At 71.4% G+C, this 18,523-nt stretch carries 15 protein-coding genes; 5 read left to right on the top strand and 10 right to left on the bottom strand.

Going from position 1 to position 18,523, the window contains the following annotated elements; translation table 11 throughout:
- Nucleotides 1-138 precede the first annotated feature (138 nt).
- Together ACFWWR_RS15370 and ACFWWR_RS15365 are read left to right on the top strand one after the other, a co-directional pair.
- The gene (locus ACFWWR_RS15370) at nucleotides 139-648 is read left to right on the top strand and encodes a SigE family RNA polymerase sigma factor (protein ID WP_383858000.1); all 510 of its coding nucleotides are present in this window, start codon (nucleotides 139-141) and stop codon (nucleotides 646-648) included.
- 67 nt (nucleotides 649-715) lie between these two features.
- Nucleotides 716-1,978 (top strand): hypothetical protein, encoded by a 1,263-nt coding sequence (locus ACFWWR_RS15365; protein ID WP_384303614.1) that lies wholly within the window; start codon nucleotides 716-718, stop codon nucleotides 1,976-1,978.
- Nucleotides 1,979-1,981: 3 nt separating this feature from the next.
- On the opposite strand, the gene ACFWWR_RS15360 is transcribed toward ACFWWR_RS15365, so the two are convergent.
- The 4 genes from ACFWWR_RS15360 to ACFWWR_RS15345 all read right to left on the bottom strand — a co-directional run bounded on the left by ACFWWR_RS15360 (nucleotide 1,982) and on the right by ACFWWR_RS15345 (nucleotide 7,852).
- A complete protein-coding gene (locus tag ACFWWR_RS15360) occupies nucleotides 1,982-3,334 on the bottom strand; it encodes an Nramp family divalent metal transporter (protein ID WP_383857995.1) in 1,353 nt (450 codons plus the stop codon).
- 189 nt (nucleotides 3,335-3,523) lie between these two features.
- Nucleotides 3,524-4,006 (bottom strand): ATP-binding protein, encoded by a 483-nt coding sequence (locus ACFWWR_RS15355; protein ID WP_217235596.1) that lies wholly within the window; start codon nucleotides 4,004-4,006, stop codon nucleotides 3,524-3,526.
- Between the two features lie 201 nt (nucleotides 4,007-4,207).
- On the bottom strand, nucleotides 4,208-5,122 hold the full coding sequence (locus tag ACFWWR_RS15350) for an anti-sigma factor RsbA family regulatory protein (protein WP_384303612.1): 915 nt from the start codon (nucleotides 5,120-5,122) through the stop codon (nucleotides 4,208-4,210).
- Nucleotides 5,123-5,521: 399 nt separating this feature from the next.
- Nucleotides 5,522-7,852 (bottom strand): ATP-binding protein, encoded by a 2,331-nt coding sequence (locus ACFWWR_RS15345; protein ID WP_384303610.1) that lies wholly within the window; start codon nucleotides 7,850-7,852, stop codon nucleotides 5,522-5,524.
- A gap of 315 nt (nucleotides 7,853-8,167) precedes the next feature.
- Here ACFWWR_RS15345 and ACFWWR_RS15340 point away from each other — a divergent pair, with 315 nt between their 5' ends.
- On the top strand, nucleotides 8,168-9,508 hold the full coding sequence (locus ACFWWR_RS15340) for a M14 family metallopeptidase (RefSeq protein ID WP_383857987.1): 1,341 nt from the start codon (nucleotides 8,168-8,170) through the stop codon (nucleotides 9,506-9,508).
- Between the two features lie 21 nt (nucleotides 9,509-9,529).
- Here ACFWWR_RS15340 and ACFWWR_RS15335 read toward each other — a convergent pair whose 3' ends face one another.
- From ACFWWR_RS15335 to ACFWWR_RS15315, 5 genes are all read right to left on the bottom strand, one after another.
- Entirely contained in the window at nucleotides 9,530-10,093 is a 564-nt protein-coding gene (locus ACFWWR_RS15335; RefSeq protein WP_383857985.1) for a hypothetical protein, read from the bottom strand.
- A 64-nt stretch (nucleotides 10,094-10,157) separates the two neighbouring features.
- On the bottom strand, nucleotides 10,158-11,636 hold the full coding sequence (locus tag ACFWWR_RS15330; RefSeq protein WP_383857983.1) for a GntP family permease: 1,479 nt from the start codon (nucleotides 11,634-11,636) through the stop codon (nucleotides 10,158-10,160).
- Between the two features lie 131 nt (nucleotides 11,637-11,767).
- Nucleotides 11,768-12,178, bottom strand: coding sequence for a RidA family protein (locus ACFWWR_RS15325; RefSeq protein WP_383857980.1), 411 nt, complete (start codon nucleotides 12,176-12,178; stop codon nucleotides 11,768-11,770).
- Nucleotides 12,175-12,939: an IclR family transcriptional regulator gene (locus tag ACFWWR_RS15320; protein WP_383857977.1), complete on the bottom strand. Its 765-nt coding sequence runs from the start codon at nucleotides 12,937-12,939 to the stop codon at nucleotides 12,175-12,177. The genes ACFWWR_RS15325 and ACFWWR_RS15320 overlap by 4 nt, the downstream gene beginning before the upstream one ends.
- Nucleotides 12,936-14,447: a PfkB family carbohydrate kinase gene (locus ACFWWR_RS15315; protein ID WP_384303608.1), complete on the bottom strand. Its 1,512-nt coding sequence runs from the start codon at nucleotides 14,445-14,447 to the stop codon at nucleotides 12,936-12,938. Before ACFWWR_RS15315 ends, ACFWWR_RS15320 begins: the two co-directional genes overlap by 4 nt.
- Nucleotides 14,448-14,594: 147 nt before the next feature.
- On the opposite strand from ACFWWR_RS15315, the gene ACFWWR_RS15310 reads away from it, so the two are divergent.
- Both ACFWWR_RS15310 and ACFWWR_RS15305 read left to right on the top strand, forming a co-directional pair.
- Nucleotides 14,595-15,860, top strand: coding sequence for an amino acid deaminase (locus ACFWWR_RS15310; protein WP_384303606.1), 1,266 nt, complete (start codon nucleotides 14,595-14,597; stop codon nucleotides 15,858-15,860).
- A 10-nt stretch (nucleotides 15,861-15,870) separates the two neighbouring features.
- Nucleotides 15,871-17,493 (top strand): amidohydrolase family protein, encoded by a 1,623-nt coding sequence (locus ACFWWR_RS15305; RefSeq protein WP_384303604.1) that lies wholly within the window; start codon nucleotides 15,871-15,873, stop codon nucleotides 17,491-17,493.
- Between the two features lie 6 nt (nucleotides 17,494-17,499).
- Here the strand turns inward: ACFWWR_RS15305 and ACFWWR_RS15300 are convergent, their stop codons facing one another.
- Nucleotides 17,500-18,369 (bottom strand): trypsin-like serine peptidase, encoded by an 870-nt coding sequence (locus ACFWWR_RS15300; RefSeq protein ID WP_383857966.1) that lies wholly within the window; start codon nucleotides 18,367-18,369, stop codon nucleotides 17,500-17,502.
- Between the last annotated feature and the right edge of the window lie 154 nt (nucleotides 18,370-18,523).

Genomic DNA, 18,523 nt, shown 5'->3' with positions numbered 1-18,523 from the left:
GCAACCTACCCGTCGATGCCCCCATGCCCCCACAGACGCTGCCGCCGAGCAGGCCCGAAGGGCGGCATGAAACATTTCGCGGGGTCCACCGCGTCAATGAGGTGAGGGCAGGGTCGGGGCACGGAGCAGGGGGAGCACATGAGGAAGGTCCTGGCGGATCAGTACGCGGAGTTCGCCGCGGCGCGTGCGGCGCATCTGTACCGGTCCGCGTGTCTGCTCACCGCGGGGGACACGTATCTTGCCGAGGACCTGGTGCAGGAGACCCTGGGGCGGCTCTACATCAGCTGGCACCGGGTGGCCCGCGTCGGCAACCCCGCCGGGTACGCGCAGACCGTCCTCACCCGTACCTTCCTCACCCACCAGCGGCGCCGCAGCAGTACCGAGCGGGCCACCGACGTGCTGCCCGACCGGCCCGACGGTGCTCCCGGGGACGTCTCGCTGCGGCTGACGCTGCTGGAGGCGCTGGCGCGGCTGCCCGCCAAGGACCGGGCGGTGGTCGTCCTGCGCTACTGGGAGGACCGGTCGATAGAGGAGACCGCCGACGCGATGAACGCCAGCTCGGCCGCCGTACGGACCCGTTGCACCCGGGCTCTGGGGAGACTGCGTGAGCTGCTCGGCGAGGACCTCGCCGAGTACGTCAGACCCTGACACGCGGATCCACAAGACCTACCGAGACCTACCCACACCTCCAACCACGCCGAAACGGTGGTTTGCCATGCCCGTCGAACAGCACAGCGACCCCTTCGAGGACCGGCTCGGCACCGCGCTGCGTCAGGTCGGACACACCTTCCACCCCGACGGCGCCGCGCTCGCCGCCGCCGGGCATGCGCGCGGCCGGCGGCTGCGGCTGCGCCGCCGGGCCGCGGTCGTGGGCGGGGCGGCGAGTCTCACGCTCGTCGGCGTGGGCGGGCTGATGCTCCTGCCCGGTGAAGGCTCCCAGGAACAGGAACAGCGCTCCGTCGCCACCGGGCCCACCGCCACCGCGAGCCCCACCGCCACGCCCCGGCCCATGTCCCGGGCCGACATGATCCGTACGCTCCAGGAGCTGCTTCCCGAGGGCCAGTTCGGCGAGTCGGACGCACGCGGCACGAACGAGGATCTGCCGCCGTACGCACGTGTCGTGTTCGACGACGGCAAGGGCGCCGCGAGCGTGTCTCTCGGCCTGGACCGGATCGAGCCCGGGAGCGATCGAGCCCGTGAGGTGGCCGAGTGCCCGGACAAGGAGCAGGTTCCGTACGACAGCTGCAGTTCCAGCAGGCTGGCGGACGGGTCGCTGCTCAAGATCTTCCAGGGGTACGAGTATTCCGACCGGCGGGTCGACACCAAGCTGTGGACCGCGGACCTGGTGACGCCTGACGGGCAGTACGTCACGGTGAGCGAGTGGAACTCCGCGGCCGAGAAGGACGCGCCGATCAGCAGGCCGAACCCGCCGTTGTCGAAGGCCCAGTTGACGGAGCTGGCGTCGGCCGGGGTGTGGCGGCAGGCCGTCGACGCCATGCCCGAGGACGCGGCGAAGCCCGAGCCCTCGGCGCCCGTGGCCGCTCCGGCGAGTGTCGACGGCGACGCCATCAGCCAGACCCTCACCGGCCTGCTTCCCAAGGGCGTCAAGGTGGTCGCCAAGGGCGGTCAGGACACCGAGTACGCCTACCTCGTCGTCGACGACGGCAAGGGCAGGAGCTTCGTCCAGATCAACGTCCAGCCCGACATGCGGGACGTCTCGGGCGACCTCTACGGCTCCGGCTCCGAGACACTGCCGAACGGCACCCGCGTGACCATCCGGCAGGGGCCCGGCGAGAAGGCCGGGTCGGGGGTCGTCATGTGGACCGCCGACACCATGAGGGCGGACGGCAGGCGGGTCGTGATCAGCGCCTTCAACGCCGGCGACCAGAACAGCGACGCGACCCGCGCGACGCCCGCCCTCACGATCGCGCAGCTGAGGGCCATCGCCCTCAGCCCGAAGTGGAACGCGCTCCGCTAGCCGCTAGAAGAACTCCGACCACGGCTGGTCCCAGACCTGCTTCACGCACAGGACCAGGAACAGCAGGCCGGCGATCGCCAGCATGCCGTTGCTCACGGGGCCGTTGCGCCACTCCCGCGGGGTGCGGGCCGAGTTCAGCAGCCAGATCAGCGTGCCCGCCAGGAAGGGGAGGAAGGCGGCGCCGAGCACGCCGTAGAGGATGATCAGGCGGAACGGCTGGCCCTGGAAGAGCAGCACGATCGGCGGGAACGTCAGCCAGAGCAGGTACGCGCGGAAGGGCCAGGACTTCTCGCGCTCGCCCGACGCGACCTTCTCCCCGGAGGCGGCCGCCTCGCCCGACGTCCCCTCGTCGCCGGATGCCGCCGCCGCCCTGTCGGAGCGGTAGCGGGCCACGAAGTCCGCGAACATCAGGCTCACGCCGTGCCATACGCCGATCAGGGAGGTGAAGGAGGTGGCGAAGAAGCCGATCAGGAAGAACTTGGCGGTCGCCGTGCCGTACTTGTCCTCCAGGATGTCGCTGAGCTGGATCAGGCCCTTGTCGCCGCTCGCGATGGCGACATTGGCCGAGTGGAGGAGCTCCGCTCCCACGAAGAGCATCGAGACGACGAAGATGCCGGTGGTGGCGTAGGCGACGCGGTTGTCCAGGCGCATCACCTTCATCCAGCCCGTGTTGGTCCAGCCCTTGGCGTTGACCCAGTAGCCGTACGCGGCCAGCGTGATGGTGCCGCCGACGCCGCCGATCAGGCCGAGGGTGTTGAGGATGGAGTCCTTCTCGTCGGGGAGGACCGGCAGGAGGCCGGCGAAGGCGTGGCCCAGGTTCGGGGTGACGCGGATCGCCAGGTAGACCGTCACCACGAACATGACGCCCACCAGGACCGTCATGACCTTCTCGAAGACGTCGTACTTGTTGAACCAGACGAACACGAGGCCGACCAGGCCGCACGCGACGCCCCACCACTTGAGGTCCATCACGTCGGGGAACAGCGCCTGGAGCGGGAGGGCGCTGGACGACATCGCCGCCGCGCCGTACACGAAGCCCCAGATCACGACGTAGGCGACGAAGAACCATGTCGTCCAGCGGCCGAGGCTCGCCCAGCCGTCGAAGAGGGTACGGCCGGTGGACAGGTGCCAGCGGCCCGCCGCCTCGGCGAGGGAGATCTTGACCAGGCAGCCGATGACGGCGGCCCACAGAAGGGTGTACCCGAAGTTGCTGCCCGCGATGAGCGTGGCGACGAGGTCGCCGGCGCCGACGCCGGTCGCGGCGACGACGATTCCGGGGCCGATGTACTTCCAACTGGACTTGCGGGGTCCTGAGGTGGCTTTCCCTGTCGTTGTGTTGTCCGTGGTGTCCGCCATGCCGATCAAGAAAGCGTAAAGCGGGCGAGGGCACAAGGGGGCGTGCGGTGAAGGAAAGCGGGTGTTCAGGAGGGCGGGCGCCGGCGGCTGGGCGTGCCACTGGAGGCCGGGGCTGTGGTTCCGGGGCGGGCAGCCCGGCACGGTCGTCCCGGGCCTCCTGAACTCCGGGGCGTCCGGAACTCGCGAGTGCTACGGCTGTCGCCGACCGCAGCCGTCGGACCCGCACGTGCCGAGCTCGAACCAGACGGTCTTGCCCGGCCCGTCCTGGTGGCAGCCCCAGCGCAGGGCGAGCGCATTCACCAGGAACATTCCTCGGCCGCTTTCCGAGGCGCCCGCGGCGAGCACCTGCGGAGTGCGGCGGCCGAAGTCGGCGACCTCGCAGCGCAGCACTCCGTGGGCGGCGGTCAGCGTGAGCCGGAAGCGGCTCGCGGAGTGCAGCAGGGCGTTGGTGGCCAGTTCGCTCACCAGGAGCTCCGCCGCGTCCAGCACCTCCTCCCGGTCCGCCAGGCCCCATCCCTCCAGCTGCCTGCGGACCTCGGCGCGGGCCTCGCGGACGGCGGTGGGGCGGGGGTCGTACTCGACGCTCAGATGACCTGCTCCCAGGGGGGGTTGGGGGTAGGCGCCGTATCTGGGGTCGGGGTCCGGGAGGGCTCCCCCGGAGAGTTGCAGCATGCTTTCAGGGTGTCCTCCCCGGCCGGCCGGGAGACGGGGAGGACTACCCGATTGCGTACCTGTGACGGCGGCCACAATTACTACGGTGCTACAGCTACTACGGCTGCTTCGGCTGCTACAGCTACTTCGGCTGGTACGGCTGCTACGGCTGGTACGGCTGGTACGGCTGGTACGGCTGCTACGGCTGCTACGGCCGTGTGGCTACGCGTACTGAAGGCGGACCGTCGTCCCGGCATCCTCGTCGCGGACGTCCACGTAGGCGCACACCTGGCGGGCGAACCACAGTCCCTGCGCGGGTTCGAGCTCGCCGGTGGGTGGCGGGACGAAGCCGGCGAGGGGGTCGTCGACGCGGCGGGCGGATCGCAGTTCGCACACGCAGGACGGGGCCTCGCCCCACAGGAGGGTGGCGGTGACCGAGCCGACGGCGGCCGCCGCGGCGGTGACCGACTCGGCGAACAACTCCGCGTCCGCGACGGCCAGTCCACGCGCCCGCGCCCGCTGCCGTACGACTTCGGCGTCCGGCCGCGCGAGCGGCTCCGCGTCGGCCGGGGGCGGCGGCAGTGGTACGGCGTCCAGCTCGGCGGCGATGCGTGCCGGGTCCTCGTAGGCGCCGGTGTCGGGGTGGGCCCGGCGGGCCGCGCCGACGATGGCGGGGCCAGCGGTGCGGGTGTCGTAGGCGCACAGGGCGGTGGTCGCGAACGGGGCGAAGAGGAGGTTGGCGAGGGCCTCGTACCGGATCCACTCGGCGGTCTCGCGCGGGGAGCGGCCGGCCCGGCCGTTCCACACGGGTTCCATGAGGAGGTGGACGCGGCCGCCGGGGCCGGCGTGTGCGGCGAGGTAACCGGCGCCCTGCGCGACGGCGTTGGCTGCCGATCCCGTGTACCAGTCGGTGTGCGGGATGAGGCCGACGTTCGCGGCGTCACTGCCGAGGGCGTCGTGCAGGAGGCTCAGTTTGTCGGGGGCGACGATGGCGACGGGTGGGGGTTCGTCGGTCGCGGCGAGGCCTTCTGCGAGGAAGGGGAGGGCGGTGGCGAGGAAATCGTCGTCGGCACCGAAGGCGGTCATGCGGTGGTCGAAGGGGCTCGTGGTGGGGGTGGGGGTGCGTTGGTGGGTCACGGGGGTCCTTCCCTTTCGTGCGGTTGGTGTGACGGGTGCGGTGGGTGGGGGCTGGGGGGGTGGGTGGCGCAGTCCGGCGCTGACGGGGTGCCGCTGCGCCCACCCGTGCCGCCCCAGCGGCACGACTGCCCGCAGCTACGGCGGCATGGCCGCGCCGGCGGTTCTGCGGGTACGACTTCGGCGGCATGGCCGCGCCGGCGATCTGCGCGGCGCGCACAACCCCGGCGGCGCTCGGGCCGACGGCATCCCGCTGACGGGGGGGCCGCCACGCCCACCCATGCCGCGCCGGCGATCTGCGCGGCGCGCACGGCCCCGGGGGCGCGACGGCATCCCGCTGACGGGGTGCCGCCACTCCCACCCGTGCCGCGCCGAGGGCGCTCGGGGTGACGGCGTGGGTCGTCAGCGTTGGGCTGTGACCCAGGTGGCGATCTGGCTGCGGTTGTTGAAGCCGAGTTTGCTGAGGATGCGTTCCACATGGCCTTCGGCGGTGCGGCGGGCGATCACCAGGCGGTCGGCGATCTGCTGGTTGGCGAGTCCTTCGGCGACGAGTTCGGCGACCTGGGTCTCGCGGCGGGTGAGGCGGATTTCGGGGGCGCCGTTCGACGGTGGTGTGGCGGGCGGGTGTGCGGGGAGGCCGGGTTCCTGGAGGGCGTAGCCGACGATCTCGGCGAGGTCGAGGCCGGCGCCGCGGTCGTAGGCCTGTCGGAAGGGGGACCGGCCGATCGCGTCGAGGGCACGGCGTTCGCTGTCGAGGCGGGTGGTGATCAGGGTCTGGGCGCCCCAGCGGTCGCGGTCGACGGCGGTCCAGACGCGGTCGGCGCCGCCGAGGAGGACGGCCGCGCGTTCGTGGGCGCCGCCCTGCGTGGCGATGAGGGCGGCCAGGTCGAGGGTGAGGGCGATGCCGATGACGTCGTGGACGGCGAGTTTGAGGCGGAGGGCCTCGCGGGCGTGCCGTTCGGCGCGTGGCCAGTCGCGCTTCACGGTGTGAGCGAGGGCGAGTATCCGCAGGACGTAGGAGCGCACCCACTCCTCGCCGTGTTCCTCGCAGAGTCGAAGGGCCCGGTGACAGACCACGACCGCACGGTCCGCCTGTCCCAGGAAGCCGAGGGCGCAGGCGAGTTCGACCTGGTCGAGGCCGACGAGGCTGAGGTGCTGACCGGCGACGCGGCCACGGGCGACGCAGGCCTCGAAGTGGGCCAGGGCGGCGGGGAGGTCTCCGCTGAAGAGCCGGATGACGCCGATGACGTAGTCGGCGTGGGCGGCCTCGGCGCCGTCACCGAGGCTGCCCGCCAGGGCGTGCGCCTCCTCGGCTCTGCGCAGGCCCCGGGTGAGGTCTTCGGGGCACCCGGCGAGCAGTCCGGCGACCCACAGGCCACGGGCCCGTTCGCGGGTGGGCTCGGGGTTGGCGTCGAGGGCGCGATCGAGCCAGTAGCGGCCCTCGCGGGGGGCGCCGCAGGCGTGCCAGTAGAACCAGAGGGTGCCGGCGAGCCGGAGTCCGGCGAGCGCCTCCCCCGGCGCCGTGAGGCTGTGCTCCAGCGCCGCCCGCAGGTTGTCCTGGTCGGCGCGGAGCCGGGCGACGACATCCCGTTGGCCGGGACCGAACCACGCCCGCTCGCAGGCGGCGGCGACGGCCTGCATGCGGTCCCGGTGGCGGAGGCGGGTGGCGGGCTCCTCGCCGGCCGACTGCCGTAGTTCGTCCAGACCGTAGTGGCGCAGGGTGTCCAGGAGGCGGTAGCGCACGCCGTCCGGGCCGGGCTCGCGGCACAGTACGGACTTGTCGACGAGGCCCGCGACCGCTTCGAGGACGTCGTACGACCGGATCCGCTCGCCGTCGGCGCAGACCACCTCGGCCGTCTCCAGGTCGAAGCCGCCGGCGCAGACCGACAGCCGGGCCCAGACCAACTGCTCCCGTTCGGTGCACAGTTCGTGGCTCCAGTCGATCGCCGCACGCAGTGTCTGGTGACGGGGCAGGACGGCGGGGCTGCCGGCGGACAGGAGGCGGTAGCGGTCGTCGAGGCGTTCCAGGAGCTGTTCGACGCTGAGGACGCGCATGCGGACGGCGGCGAGTTCGATGGCGAGCGGGAGGCCGTCGAGGCGGCGGCACAGGCGGGCCACGGCGGCCCGGTTGGCGGCGGTGAGCCGGAAGCCAGGGGCGACGGCGGCGGCGCGGTCGGCGAAGAGGGCGAGGGCCGGGTAGCCGTCGGCGGCGGAGAGGTCGCCGTCGGGGTCGGGGACGGGCAACGGTCTGACCTCCAGCAGGTGTTCCTCGGTGAGGCCGAGGCGGTGCCGGCTGGTGGCGAGGACGCGGACGCCGGGGGTGCCGCGCAGGAGGGCGGCGGCGAGGTCGGCGCAGGCGGGCAGGAGGTGTTCGCAGTTGTCGACGACGAGGAGGAGGCGCCGGTCCCGTACGTGTTCGACGAGGGCGTTCAGCGGTGGTCGGGCGGAGTGGTCGTGCAGGCCGAGGGCGTCGGCGGCGGCGAGCGGGACGAGCGCGGGGTCGTCGAGGCCGGCCAGGTGCACGAAGCGCACACCGTCCGGGAAGGCGCGCTCGACGCGGGCCGCGATGCGTGCGGCGAGGCGGGTCTTGCCGACGCCGCCGGGCCCGGTCAGTGTGACCAGCCGTGCTCGGGCCAACAGCTCGCGGCCGTCGGCCTGTTCACGGCGCCGGTCGACGAAGCTGGTCGTCTCGACCGGCAGGTGACAGTCCCGTCGTGGCGCTGATCCGCCCATGATCAGCCAGTCCTCTGGGGGTTTCGGTGATGCCTCACCTTGTCCCGAAGCCCGGCATATATGCACGCGACGGTCACACCCGCGAGTGCACTTCACCGGGGTCCGCCCCACCGGACGGCAATCCGCGTACACTGCACGGCTTTTCGCGCCGAACAGTTCGCGCCATCGCGTCTTTATTCACTCTTGACCTGCTCATGCCACGCACGGACGATGAGCGGCACACCCGCACCAGCTCGTCGCTGAACCACCCCCCCCCCCCCGCTCCACTCCCCACTTCCGGAGATCCCGGAATTCCCGGAGAAACCAGGAGACTTCATGCGACTTCGCACACGAGGCTCGGGCACCCGCGGCGGCAGACGGTACGCCGCTCTCGCCGCCGTTCTCGCCCTCGCCCTCGCGGCCCCGCTGTCCGCGAACGCCGACAGCGCCCGGAAGGCGGCCCCCTCGGCCGACGACATCCGCCAGTACGAGGTGCACCTGCACTCCGACTCCGCGTCCCGTACGGCACTCCAGCAATCCGGCGTGACCGTGGACGACGCCGACGACCACTCCGTCTACATCTCCGGCCGCGCCGACCAGGTCAAGAAGCTGAAGCAACTCGGGTACGACGTCACCCCGTCGGGCGCGGTGCCGGACCGGTCGAACGGCGAGGACGACGTACGGCTCCTCGACTTCCCCTCGGCCGACTCGCGTTACCACAACTACGCCGAGATGAACTCGGAGATCACCACGCGCCTCTCGGCCTACCCGAACATCATGAGCAGGCGCGTGATCGGGAAGTCGTACCAGGGCCGGGACATCGTCGCGATCAAGATCAGCGACAACGTGGCGACGGACGAGTCCGAGCCCGAGGTGCTGTTCACCCACCACCAGCACGCGCGCGAGCACCTGACCGTGGAGATGGCGCTGTACCTGATCCGCGAGCTCGGGGCGGGCTACGGCTCCGACTCCCGGATCACCAGCATGGTGAACAACCGCGAGATCTGGATCGTGCCCGACCTCAACCCGGACGGCGGCGAGTACGACATCGCCACCGGGTCCTACCGCTCGTGGCGCAAGAACCGGCAGCCCAACAGCGGCTCGTCGTACGTCGGTACGGACATGAACCGGAACTGGGCCTATCGGTGGGGCTGCTGCGGCGGCTCGTCGGGCTCGACGTCCTCCGAGACGTACCGGGGCACCGCCGCCGAGTCGGCGCCCGAGGTCAAGGTCGTCGCCGACTTCGTGCGCAGCCGGGTGGTCGGCGGGGTCCAGCAGATCAAGGCGGGCATCGACTTCCACACGTACAGCGAACTGGTGCTGTGGCCCTTCGGGTACACCACGGCGAACACGACCACCGGGATGACGGCCGACGACCGGAACGCCTTCGCGGCCATCGGGCAGAAGATGGCCGCGAGCAACGGCTATACGCCGGAGCAGTCCAGCGACCTGTACATCACCGACGGGTCGATCGACGACTACCTGTGGGGTACGCACAAGATCTTCGGATACACGTTCGAGATGTATCCGTCGTCCAGTGCGGGTGGGGGCTTCTACCCGCCCGACGAGGTCATCGAGCGGGAGACCGCGCGGAACCGGGACGCGGTGCTGCAGCTGCTGGAGAACTCGGACTGCATGTACCGGTCCATCGGCAAGGAGACGCAGTACTGCGGCTAGGCGCGCGGTTCTCCCGTGCCCCTATGCCGCGTCTTCCTCGAAGTAGGCGTCCAGTACCGCGTCCAGCTGTGACTCCCACTCGGTGAACCGGCTCCTGGCCGTCGCCTCGATCTCGATCGGGTACCAGCGGCGGTCAGGAGTGTGGACCGTGATGGTGAACCGCTTGCCGAAGCGGGGGGACTCCGTCTCGACCGCGCCGATCTCGTCCCAGCGGAACTCGCACTGCTGGTCGTCGAGGGTCAGGCGGACGCCCCGGTGGTCGGCGACGATCTTCGCGCGGCGGTCGGAGGCCTCGAAGACCGGGCCGTCGGGGGCCTGTCCGGCCTCCTCGGCCTCTTCTGACCTCTCGGAGTCCTCGGACTCCTCCGGCTCGTCGACGTCTGCCGTCCCCCCGGGGGCGGCTTCCTCCGTCTCCACGGCCTCCGTCTCCACGGCCTCCGTCGACTTGGCGCCCTTCGACTTGGCGTCCGCCGGATCGACATCCGCCGGCTCGCCGGACGCGGGTGAGGTGAGCCCGGGGATGAATGCCGGGTCGAATCCGGCGCCTTCCAGGGGCTGGCTGCTCGAACCTATGCGCTGCTCCACAGCGGGCAGTATGGTCGACGATCCTGTGTCGGACACAGCCAGCCCCATTTTCGTTATCAGACGCCTACACGAACACGCTCAGCACCGCCGCCACCACGAACCCCGCCACCGACAGAACCGTCTCCAGCACGGTCCACGTCTTCAGGGTGTCCCGCTCGCTGATGCCGAAGTACTTCGCCACCATCCAGAAGCCGCCGTCGTTGACGTGCGAGGCGAAGATCGAGCCGGCCGAGATGGCCATGATGACCAGGGCCACGAAGGCCTGGGAGTGGTCGCCCTCGGCGAGCAGGGGGGCCACGATGCCGGCCGTGGTGACGATGGCGACCGTCGCCGAGCCCTGGGCGACGCGCAGGACCACGGAGATCAGGTAGGAGAGGGCGATCACCGGGAGGCCGACGTCGTTGAAGGTGTCGGAGAGTGCCTGGGCGACGCCGCTGGCCTTGAGGACGGCGCCGAAGACGCCGCCCGCGCCGACGACCAGCAGGATGTTGCCGACGGGCTTCAACGACGCCGTGGACACCGTCTCCAGGGACTTGCGGGACCAGCCGCGGCGGATGCCGAGCAGGTAGTACGCGAGGAGCAGGGCGATCGTCAGGGCCACGAACGGACTGCCGAAGAACTCGATCACCGAGCGGCCGGTGGAGGGGTCCAGCGCGATCGACGAGAAGGTGGCCGCGAGGATCAGCACCAGCGGCGTACCGATGATGCCGAGGACCGTGCCGAGCGGTACCGGAGTCTCCTGCGGCTCCACGCCCGACGCGCGCTGCTCGTTGACCACGGCGAGCCTGGCTTCCGCCGCCGCCTCCACCATGTCCTGCGGTACGGCGACGAAGATGCGGCGGCCGATCCACGCCGAGTACGCCCAGGCGGCCAGCACGGCCGGGATGCCGCAGACGATGCCCATCAGGATGACCCAGCCGAGGTCGACGTGGAGGAGCCCGGCGGCCGCGACCGGGCCGGGGTGGGGCGGCAGGAAGGCGTGGGTCATCGACAGACCGGCGAGCAGCGGCAGGCAGTAGAGCAGGATCGACTTGCCGGAGCGCTTCGCCGCCGCGTACACGATCGGCGCGAGGACGAAGATGCCGACGTCGAAGAAGACCGGGATGCCGAAGATCAGGCCGGTCAGGCCCATGGCGAGCGGCGCCCGCCTCTCGCCGAAGAGGTTCAGGAGGCGGGACGCCAACACCTCCGCGCCGCCGCTGACTTCGAGGATCGCGCCGAGCATGGTGCCGAGGCCGATGATGATCGCGACATGGCCGAGGATGCCGCCCATGCCGGACTCGATGGTGGAGACGGCGTCGGACCGCTGGACCGTGCCGAAGAGTTCGGTGACCGACAGACCGGCGAGCAGGCCGACGGCTATGGAGACGGCGAGGAGGGCGACGAAGGGCTGGAGGCGGACCTTGATGATCAGGAACAGCAGAAGACCGATGCCGAGGGCGGCGACGGTCAGGAGACCCGCCGTACCGTCCATGACGAGGAGCAGGCCTCCGGTGTGGGGTGGGGTTTCGGGGGCGGTGGACGCGGCGAGCGGATAGGACATTGGGGGGTCCTCTGGGTAAGTACATACTGCTTTCGGGCAGGGGGGATCGCGGCACGGCGCCCGTCGGGTCGTTGGGCGCCATGCCGTGTACGGGGTGCGGGAGTTGAGGGGCTGTCAGCCGGGTCCGGGGCCTAGCCCAGGACGGCGAGTGCGTCGATCTCGACGAGGAGCCCGGCGGGAAGGCCGACGTAGACCGTCGTGCGGGCCGCGGGCGGAGCGGTGAGGGCCTGCTCCTCGAAGTAGGTGTTGTAGATGGCGTTCATCTCGGCGAAGTGGTCCACGTCCGTCAGATAGACGCGGATCATCATCACGTCGTCCCAGCTCGCGCCGCCCTCCTCCAGGATCGCCTTGACGTTGGCGAGGGTCTGGAGGGTCTGTTCGCGCAGGGTCGGGCCGGCGGGCGTGGGCGGCTTGCCCGCCTCGGCGGGCAGGAAGCCGACCTGGCCGGCGACCTGGAGGATGTTGCCCTTCTTCACGCCGTGGGAGAACTTCGCGGGCGGGGTGGTGTGGGTCTTCGGGGTGAGCGCGGTCTTCTCGGTCATGAGGTGGCTTCCTTGACGGGGGATCTGCCGGAGTACTCGCCGCTGATCGCATCCGCGACGCGGCGGACCAGCGGCAGCAGGGTGAGGAGTTCGTCGGCGGTGACGACGACGTTCGGCGCGGAGACCGACATCGCGGCGACGACCCGGCCGTCGGCGCCGCGGATCGGCGCGGCGACGCAGTTGATGGACTCCTCGTGGCCACCGAGGTCGGTGGCCCAGCCCTGTTCGCGGACCTTGTCCAACTCCCTCAGGAATGCGGGGGCGTTGGGGGTCGAACGGGCCGTGTACATGGGGTAGTCGAGCTTGTCGGCGAGGGCGCGGCGCTCGGGTTCGGGCCGGTCGGCGAGGAGGAGCTTCGCCACGGCGGCGACGGTGATGGCGACGGGCTTGCCGATCCGCGAGTACATCCGCACCGGGTACCGGCTCTCCACCTTGTCGATGTAGAGGACCTCGTCGTCCTCGTGGACCGCGAGGTGGACGGTGTGTCCGCACTGTTCGTTGAGGCGTACCAGGTGCGGGTGGGCGATCTCGCGGATGTCGAGGTTCTCCATCGCCTCCTGGGCGAGCGCGATGAGGCGGGCGCCGAGGCGGTAGCGCTGGTCGGACTGGCGGTAGACCATGCCGTGCTCGTGCAGGGTGCGGAGGAGGCGCAGGGCGGTGGACTTGTGCACTCCGAGGCGGTCGGCGACCTGCCCCAGGTCGGCGGGGCCCTCGGCGAGCAGCGGCAGGATGTTCAGCGCGCGGTCGACGGTCTGGCTCATGGCGTACGTACCTCCTCCTCGGCCCGCTGTGCGGCCTGTGTCCAGCCGGGGCCGAGTCGAAGTCTCCCCCACGCGTCGTCGTCGAGACCGGCCAGGCCGTCGGCGTGGTCGCGGGTGGGAGGCGGTGCGAGGTCGCCGGGGGCGGTGAGGGTGGCGGCGGCCCAGAGGTGGCCGTGCCTCAGGCGGACCCTCAGCGCCAGTCCGCGCAGGGTGGCGGAGAGGAATCCGGCGGCGAAGGCGTCACCGGCACCGGTGGGTGCGACCACGTCGACATCGAGAGCGGGGACGAAGGTGACGGTGTCGGGGACGGAGCGGTGAGCCGGGGTCGACCCGGCCGGCGCTGCCGAGGGCTGGGCCGCGCGGCCCGACGCGTACGAGGCATCGCCTTCGGCCGACCGGGCGCCACTCGCATCCGCGGGTGAACGGTCCGAGAGGGCGTCACACGGGGCGGAGAGACGAGGCGGGGCCGACTCGGCCGGCACTACGCCGGCCACGGCCGCTGCCGAGGGCTGGGTCGCGCGGCCCGACGCGCACGAGGCATCGCCTTCGGCCGACCGGGCGCCACTCGCATCCGCGGGTGAACGGGCCGACTGAACGCCACCCTCCCCCGCGGACGCACGGAACGACTGAACGCCACCCTCCCCCGCGGACGCACGGAACGACTGAACGCCACCCTCCCCCGCAGGCAAAGGGAGCTGGGCGGCACGCTCGCCCGCAGGCAGAGGAAGCTGGGCATCACGCGCTACCTCGTCCCCGCTTCCGCCCCCGCGTTCGAACACCGTCGCCCCCCGCGCTCCCTCCTTGACCACCAGCACGGCAGGTTCCGGCAGCAGGGATCGGATCGCCGGCGGTCCGCCTGTGACCCCCCACGCCTCCTCCGCCTCGTCCTCCCCGACGAACACGATGTCGGCGCCGCGTGCCAGCTCCAGCAGGACCCGCGGTCCCTCGGTGTCCTGCCACAGGCCGGCGCGGTGGTTGACGTCGAAGGAGACCAGGGGGCGGCCGGGCCGTCGGGCGGTCAGCTCGCGCAGCAGCGTCAGGCAGCCCTCGGACAGGGCCGCCGTGATCCCCGACAGGTGGAGTATCCGGCCCGCCCGCACCGGCACCGGGTCCACGTTGTCCACCGTCATCGCCGAGGCCGCCGACCCCGCCCGGTAGTACGCCACCTCGTGGGCGTCGGTGGACCGGTCCCCCGCCGTGCGGAAGTAGATGCCGGTGGGCCGGGCCGGGTCCCGGTGCACGGCGGAGACGTCGACGCCGTACTCCCCGATCGTGTCGGTCAGGTGGGCGCCGAAGGCGTCCGCGCCGACCCGGCTGACCCATCGCACGGAGTGCCCCGCGGCCGCCAGCACGCACGCGAGGTTGGACTCCGCTCCGCCGATGGCCCGGTCGAAGGAGGGGACGTCGGCGAGGCGGCCCGGTCGGGAGGGCAGGAAGGTGACCATGGACTCGCCGAGCGCGACGACGTCCACGACGTCGGGGGCATTGCGGGGTCCGCTGATGGTCACGATCGTCGTAGCTCCTGAACCTCGTTCGCGGTCGGCGGCTCCGTTGACCCCGCGTTGGCCGAGATGTTAGACAGCGGTAAGCGATATACGCAATGAGCGTTGCAGTATGCGCAACGCGTACGCAACGCACCTGATCAGGGAGGCTCCATGGCCAGCGAAGCACTCGCCCGCCTGGCAGCGGAACGCGTCGACCACCGTTTCAAGGGCCTCCCCCCGGACGCCGACGGCCTCACCGTCGGCGAACTGGCCGCCCGGCGCCGCAACCTCTTCACCGACGGCTTCGCGACCCCCGTACTGGCTCTGTCCGCCGAGCGCCTGGCGCACAACCTCGGACTCATGGAGACGTACGCGACCCGGCACGGCCTCGCCTTCGCCCCGCACGGCAAGACGTCCATGGCCCCCCAGCTCTTCCAGCGCCAGATCGAGCACGGGGCGTGGGGCATCACGCTCGCGGTGCCGCATCAGGTGCGGGTGGCCCGGGCGTTCGGCATCCGGCGGGTCTTCCTCGCCAACGAGCTGGTCGACCCGGCCGCCCTGCGCTGGATCTCCGCCGAGCTCGACTCCGACGACGACTTCCGTCTCATCTGCTACGTCGACTCCGTACGCGGCGTCGAGCTGATGGACGCGGCTCTGCACGGAGCCCGCCGCCCCGTGGACGTCGTGGTCGAGCTCGCCGCCGGTGAGGGCGCCCGCACCGGGGTCCGCACGGAGGCGGAGTGCGCGGCGGTCGCGGACGCCGTGGCGGGGGCGCGGACCCTGCGACTCGTCGGTGTCGCGGGCTACGAGGGAGAGGTTCCGCAGGCCACCCCGGAGCGGGTGCACGCGTGGCTGCGGCGGCTGATCGCGCTCGCCGTGGACTTCGACGAGGCGGGCCGGTTCACGCACACCGACGAGATCGTCGTCAGCGCGGGCGGCAGCGCCTGGTTCGACGCGGTCGCCGACGTCTTCGCGGAGGTTCCCGAACTCTCCGCCCCCGTACTGAAGGTGCTGCGCTCGGGCGCCTACGTCTCGCACGACGACGGCCACTACCGCAAGATCACCCCCTTCAACCGGGTCCCCGAGGAGGGTGCCCTGGAGCCCGCCTTCCGGCTCTGGACGCAGGTGGTGTCCCGGCCCTCCGCCGAGCAGGCCTTCGTGAACGCGGGCAAGCGGGACGCGGCGTACGACCTCGATCTGCCCTTCGCCCAGGTGGTCCGCCGGAACGGCGTCGAGCGTCCGGCCACCGGCATCGAGGTGACGGCCCTGTCCGACCAGCACGCCTGGCTGCGGACGGCCCCGGACGCGGACCTGGAGGTCGGCGACTGGCTGGGCCTCGGGCTGTCCCACCCGTGCACGTCCTTCGACAAGTGGCCGCTGATCCCGGTCGCGGAGGCGGACGGCACGGTCGTCGACTACATCCGTACGTTCTTCTAGGAGGTCCGGCGTGGAAGAGCTCGTCATCCGGGACGCGGACGTCGTGGACGGCTCCGGCGGCCCCTCGTACCGCGCCGATGTGGTGATCGACCACGGCCGGATCGCGTCGATCGTCCAGGAGGCCGCGGCGGCCGGCTGTCAACGCCCCAAGGCGCGCCGCGAGCTGGACGCCGAGGGTCTCGCCCTCTCGCCCGGCTTCATCGACATGCACGCCCACAGCGACCTCGCCCTGCTCCGCGACCCCGACCACAGCGCCAAGGCCGCGCAGGGCGTCACCCTCGAAGTCCTCGGCCAGGACGGGCTGTCGTACGCGCCGGTGGACGACCGCACACTCGCCGAGGTCCGCCGCGCGATCACCGGCTGGAACGGCGACGGCGACGACATCGACTTCGACTGGCGGTCGGTCGGCGAGTACCTCGACCGGCTCGACTTCGGTTTCGAAGGACGGGGCATCGCCGTGAACGCGGCGTACCTCATTCCCCAGGGCACGGTCCGGGCGCTCGCCGTCGGGTGGGAGGACCGCGAGGCGACGCCTCAGGAGCTGGACCGGATGCGGCGGTCGGTGGCGGAGGGGATGGAGCAGGGGGCGGTCGGCATGTCGTCGGGCCTCACGTACACCCCCGGCATGTACGCCAAGGGCGCCGAACTGACGGAGCTGTGCCGGGTGGTGGCGTCGTACGGCGGCTACTACTGCCCGCACCACCGCTCGTACGGGGCCGGGGCCCTGCGGGCGTACGAGGAGATGGTGACGCTCACCCGGGAAGCCGGCTGTCCGCTCCATCTCGCCCACGCCACCATGAACTTCGGCGTGAACAAGGGCCGCGCGCCCGAGTTGCTGTCCCTCCTGGACGACGCGCTCGCCGACGGAGCCGACATCAGCCTCGACACGTACCCCTACACGCCGGGCTCCACCACGCTGGCCGCGCTGCTGCCGAGCTGGGCGAGCGAGGGCGGCCCGCGGGAGGTCCTGAAGCGGCTGACGGACGAGGAGACCGCGGGGCGCATCCGGCACCACCTGGAGGTCGTCGGTGCCGACGGCTGCCACGGGGTGCCCGTGGAGTGGGACACGATCGAGATCTCCGGCGTGACGGATCCCCGGCTGACCGACCACGTCGGCCGTACCGTCCAGGAGTCCGCCGATCTGCGCGGCGAGGCTCCCTGGGTCACCACCCGCCGGCTCCTCCTCGAGGACCGGCTCGGGTCGACGATCCTCCAGCACGTCGGCCACGAGGAGAACGTGCGGGCGATCATGCGGCACCGCGTGCACACCGGCGGCTCGGACGGCATCCTCCAGGGCGCCAAGCCGCACCCGCGCGCGTACGGCACGTTCCCGCACTATCTCGGCCGGTACGTACGGGAGTTGGGGGTGCTGTCCCTGGAGGAGTGCGTCGCCCACCTCACCGCACGCCCGGCGGCCCGGCTGCGACTGCCGGACCGCGGGCTGGTCCGCGAGGGTCACCGGGCGGACCTGGTGCTGTTCGACCCGGCCACGGTCGCGGCGGGCTCGACCTTCGAGAATCCCCGGGTGCTGCCGACGGGCATCCCGTACGTCCTGGTCGACGGCCGTTTCGTCATCGAGGACGGCCGGCGGACGGACGTACTGGCGGGGCGTGCGGTGCGGAGGACTCCCTGAGCCCCCTTACGGCTTGGGCAGGACGCAGCCGCTCGCACTCAGGCTGAGCTGGTTGCCGGTCGTGAAGCAGGCCGGGAACCGGTAGGTCTCCTGGGCGTAGTTGATGCCCTGGCGGACGGTGACGTTGCCGCTCGCGTCGACCTCGCAGGGGTTGTTCACCGTGCAGCTCTCGCCGTCCTCGTTGCCGGTGTTGTTGACGGCGACGACCTTGCCGGTGGACTGGTCGACGACCGGCGAGCCCGAGGTGCCGCCGATGGTGTTGCAGGCGGAGGTGTAGCGGACGGAGTCCTTCCAGGTCCAGTCGCCCTCCTTCATGGTGTGCACGAACCCGTCGATGCTGCAGCTGTAGAGCCGCTTCCAGTAGCCGGAGGCGACGGTGATCGCGGTGCCGGCGGTGGGGTGCGTGTCCTGGACCGTCAGGGCGCTGATGCCGTACGAGTTCCTGATCGCCGCGTAGGTGGTGGTGAGCTGGTAGATCGTGGCGTCCGTGTCGGTCATCGTCGAGTAGGCGATCTTGTTGGCCCGGAGTGTCGCGACGCGGGTGCCGGCGGAGTTGAGCAGGCCGAAGGTGCGGCTGGACGCCCGGTTGACGATCACCTCGCCGGGCTCCGGGAAGCCGCTCTCCAGGCAGTGGCCGTTGGTGAGCACCAGCGCGGGGGCGGTGTCCAGGGAGTTCGGGAAGCGGACGACCGAGCCGGAACAGTTGCTCAGCGCGACGGTCCCGGCGAGGGTCACGGCCTGGAGCGTGGGCGACGCGGCCGTCTTCGTGTCCGCCTTGGCCGCGGGTGCGGTGGGTGCGGGTGCCGCGACCGCGGGTGCCGCGCCCGCCCCGGCGATCACCAGGGCGAAGAGTGCGGCGACGAGAGGCTTTCTCATGTGGGGGTCCCCTCTGCATGACGAGGGTGACCGGAGATCTTCCGGCCACCCGTAGTTTTGTCATGCGCATTTTCAATGGAGGGGCGCGGGGAGGCAAGGAGGTGTTTTCGGCCCCTCGACGGCGTTCCATACGGCGCGAGCGCCACCTACGGGG

This window comes from Streptomyces sp. NPDC058678, assembly GCF_042714835.1.
Classification (GTDB): Bacteria; Actinomycetota; Actinomycetes; order Streptomycetales; family Streptomycetaceae; genus Streptomyces.
The sequence above is the reverse complement of the archived record's forward strand: the minus strand, read 5'-3'. Positions and strand labels throughout refer to the sequence as shown.

Excerpts from the sequence above, each read along its gene's own strand:
- ACFWWR_RS15340 (WP_383857987.1), top strand. The coding sequence starts at position 8,168 with ATGCGACTTCGCACACGAGGCTCGGGCACCCGCGGCGGCAGACGGTAC.
- ACFWWR_RS15300 (WP_383857966.1), bottom strand. The coding sequence starts at position 18,369 with ATGAGAAAGCCTCTCGTCGCCGCACTCTTCGCCCTGGTGATCGCCGGG.
- ACFWWR_RS15330 (WP_383857983.1), bottom strand. The coding sequence starts at position 11,636 with ATGTCCTATCCGCTCGCCGCGTCCACCGCCCCCGAAACCCCACCCCAC.
- ACFWWR_RS15345 (WP_384303610.1), bottom strand. The coding sequence starts at position 7,852 with ATGGGCGGATCAGCGCCACGACGGGACTGTCACCTGCCGGTCGAGACG.
- ACFWWR_RS15325 (WP_383857980.1), bottom strand. The coding sequence starts at position 12,178 with ATGACCGAGAAGACCGCGCTCACCCCGAAGACCCACACCACCCCGCCC.
- ACFWWR_RS15310 (WP_384303606.1), top strand. The coding sequence starts at position 14,595 with ATGGCCAGCGAAGCACTCGCCCGCCTGGCAGCGGAACGCGTCGACCAC.
- ACFWWR_RS15370 (WP_383858000.1), top strand. The coding sequence starts at position 139 with ATGAGGAAGGTCCTGGCGGATCAGTACGCGGAGTTCGCCGCGGCGCGT.
- ACFWWR_RS15360 (WP_383857995.1), bottom strand. The coding sequence starts at position 3,334 with ATGGCGGACACCACGGACAACACAACGACAGGGAAAGCCACCTCAGGA.
- ACFWWR_RS15320 (WP_383857977.1), bottom strand. The coding sequence starts at position 12,939 with ATGAGCCAGACCGTCGACCGCGCGCTGAACATCCTGCCGCTGCTCGCC.
- ACFWWR_RS15365 (WP_384303614.1), top strand. The coding sequence starts at position 716 with ATGCCCGTCGAACAGCACAGCGACCCCTTCGAGGACCGGCTCGGCACC.
- ACFWWR_RS15355 (WP_217235596.1), bottom strand. The coding sequence starts at position 4,006 with ATGCTGCAACTCTCCGGGGGAGCCCTCCCGGACCCCGACCCCAGATAC.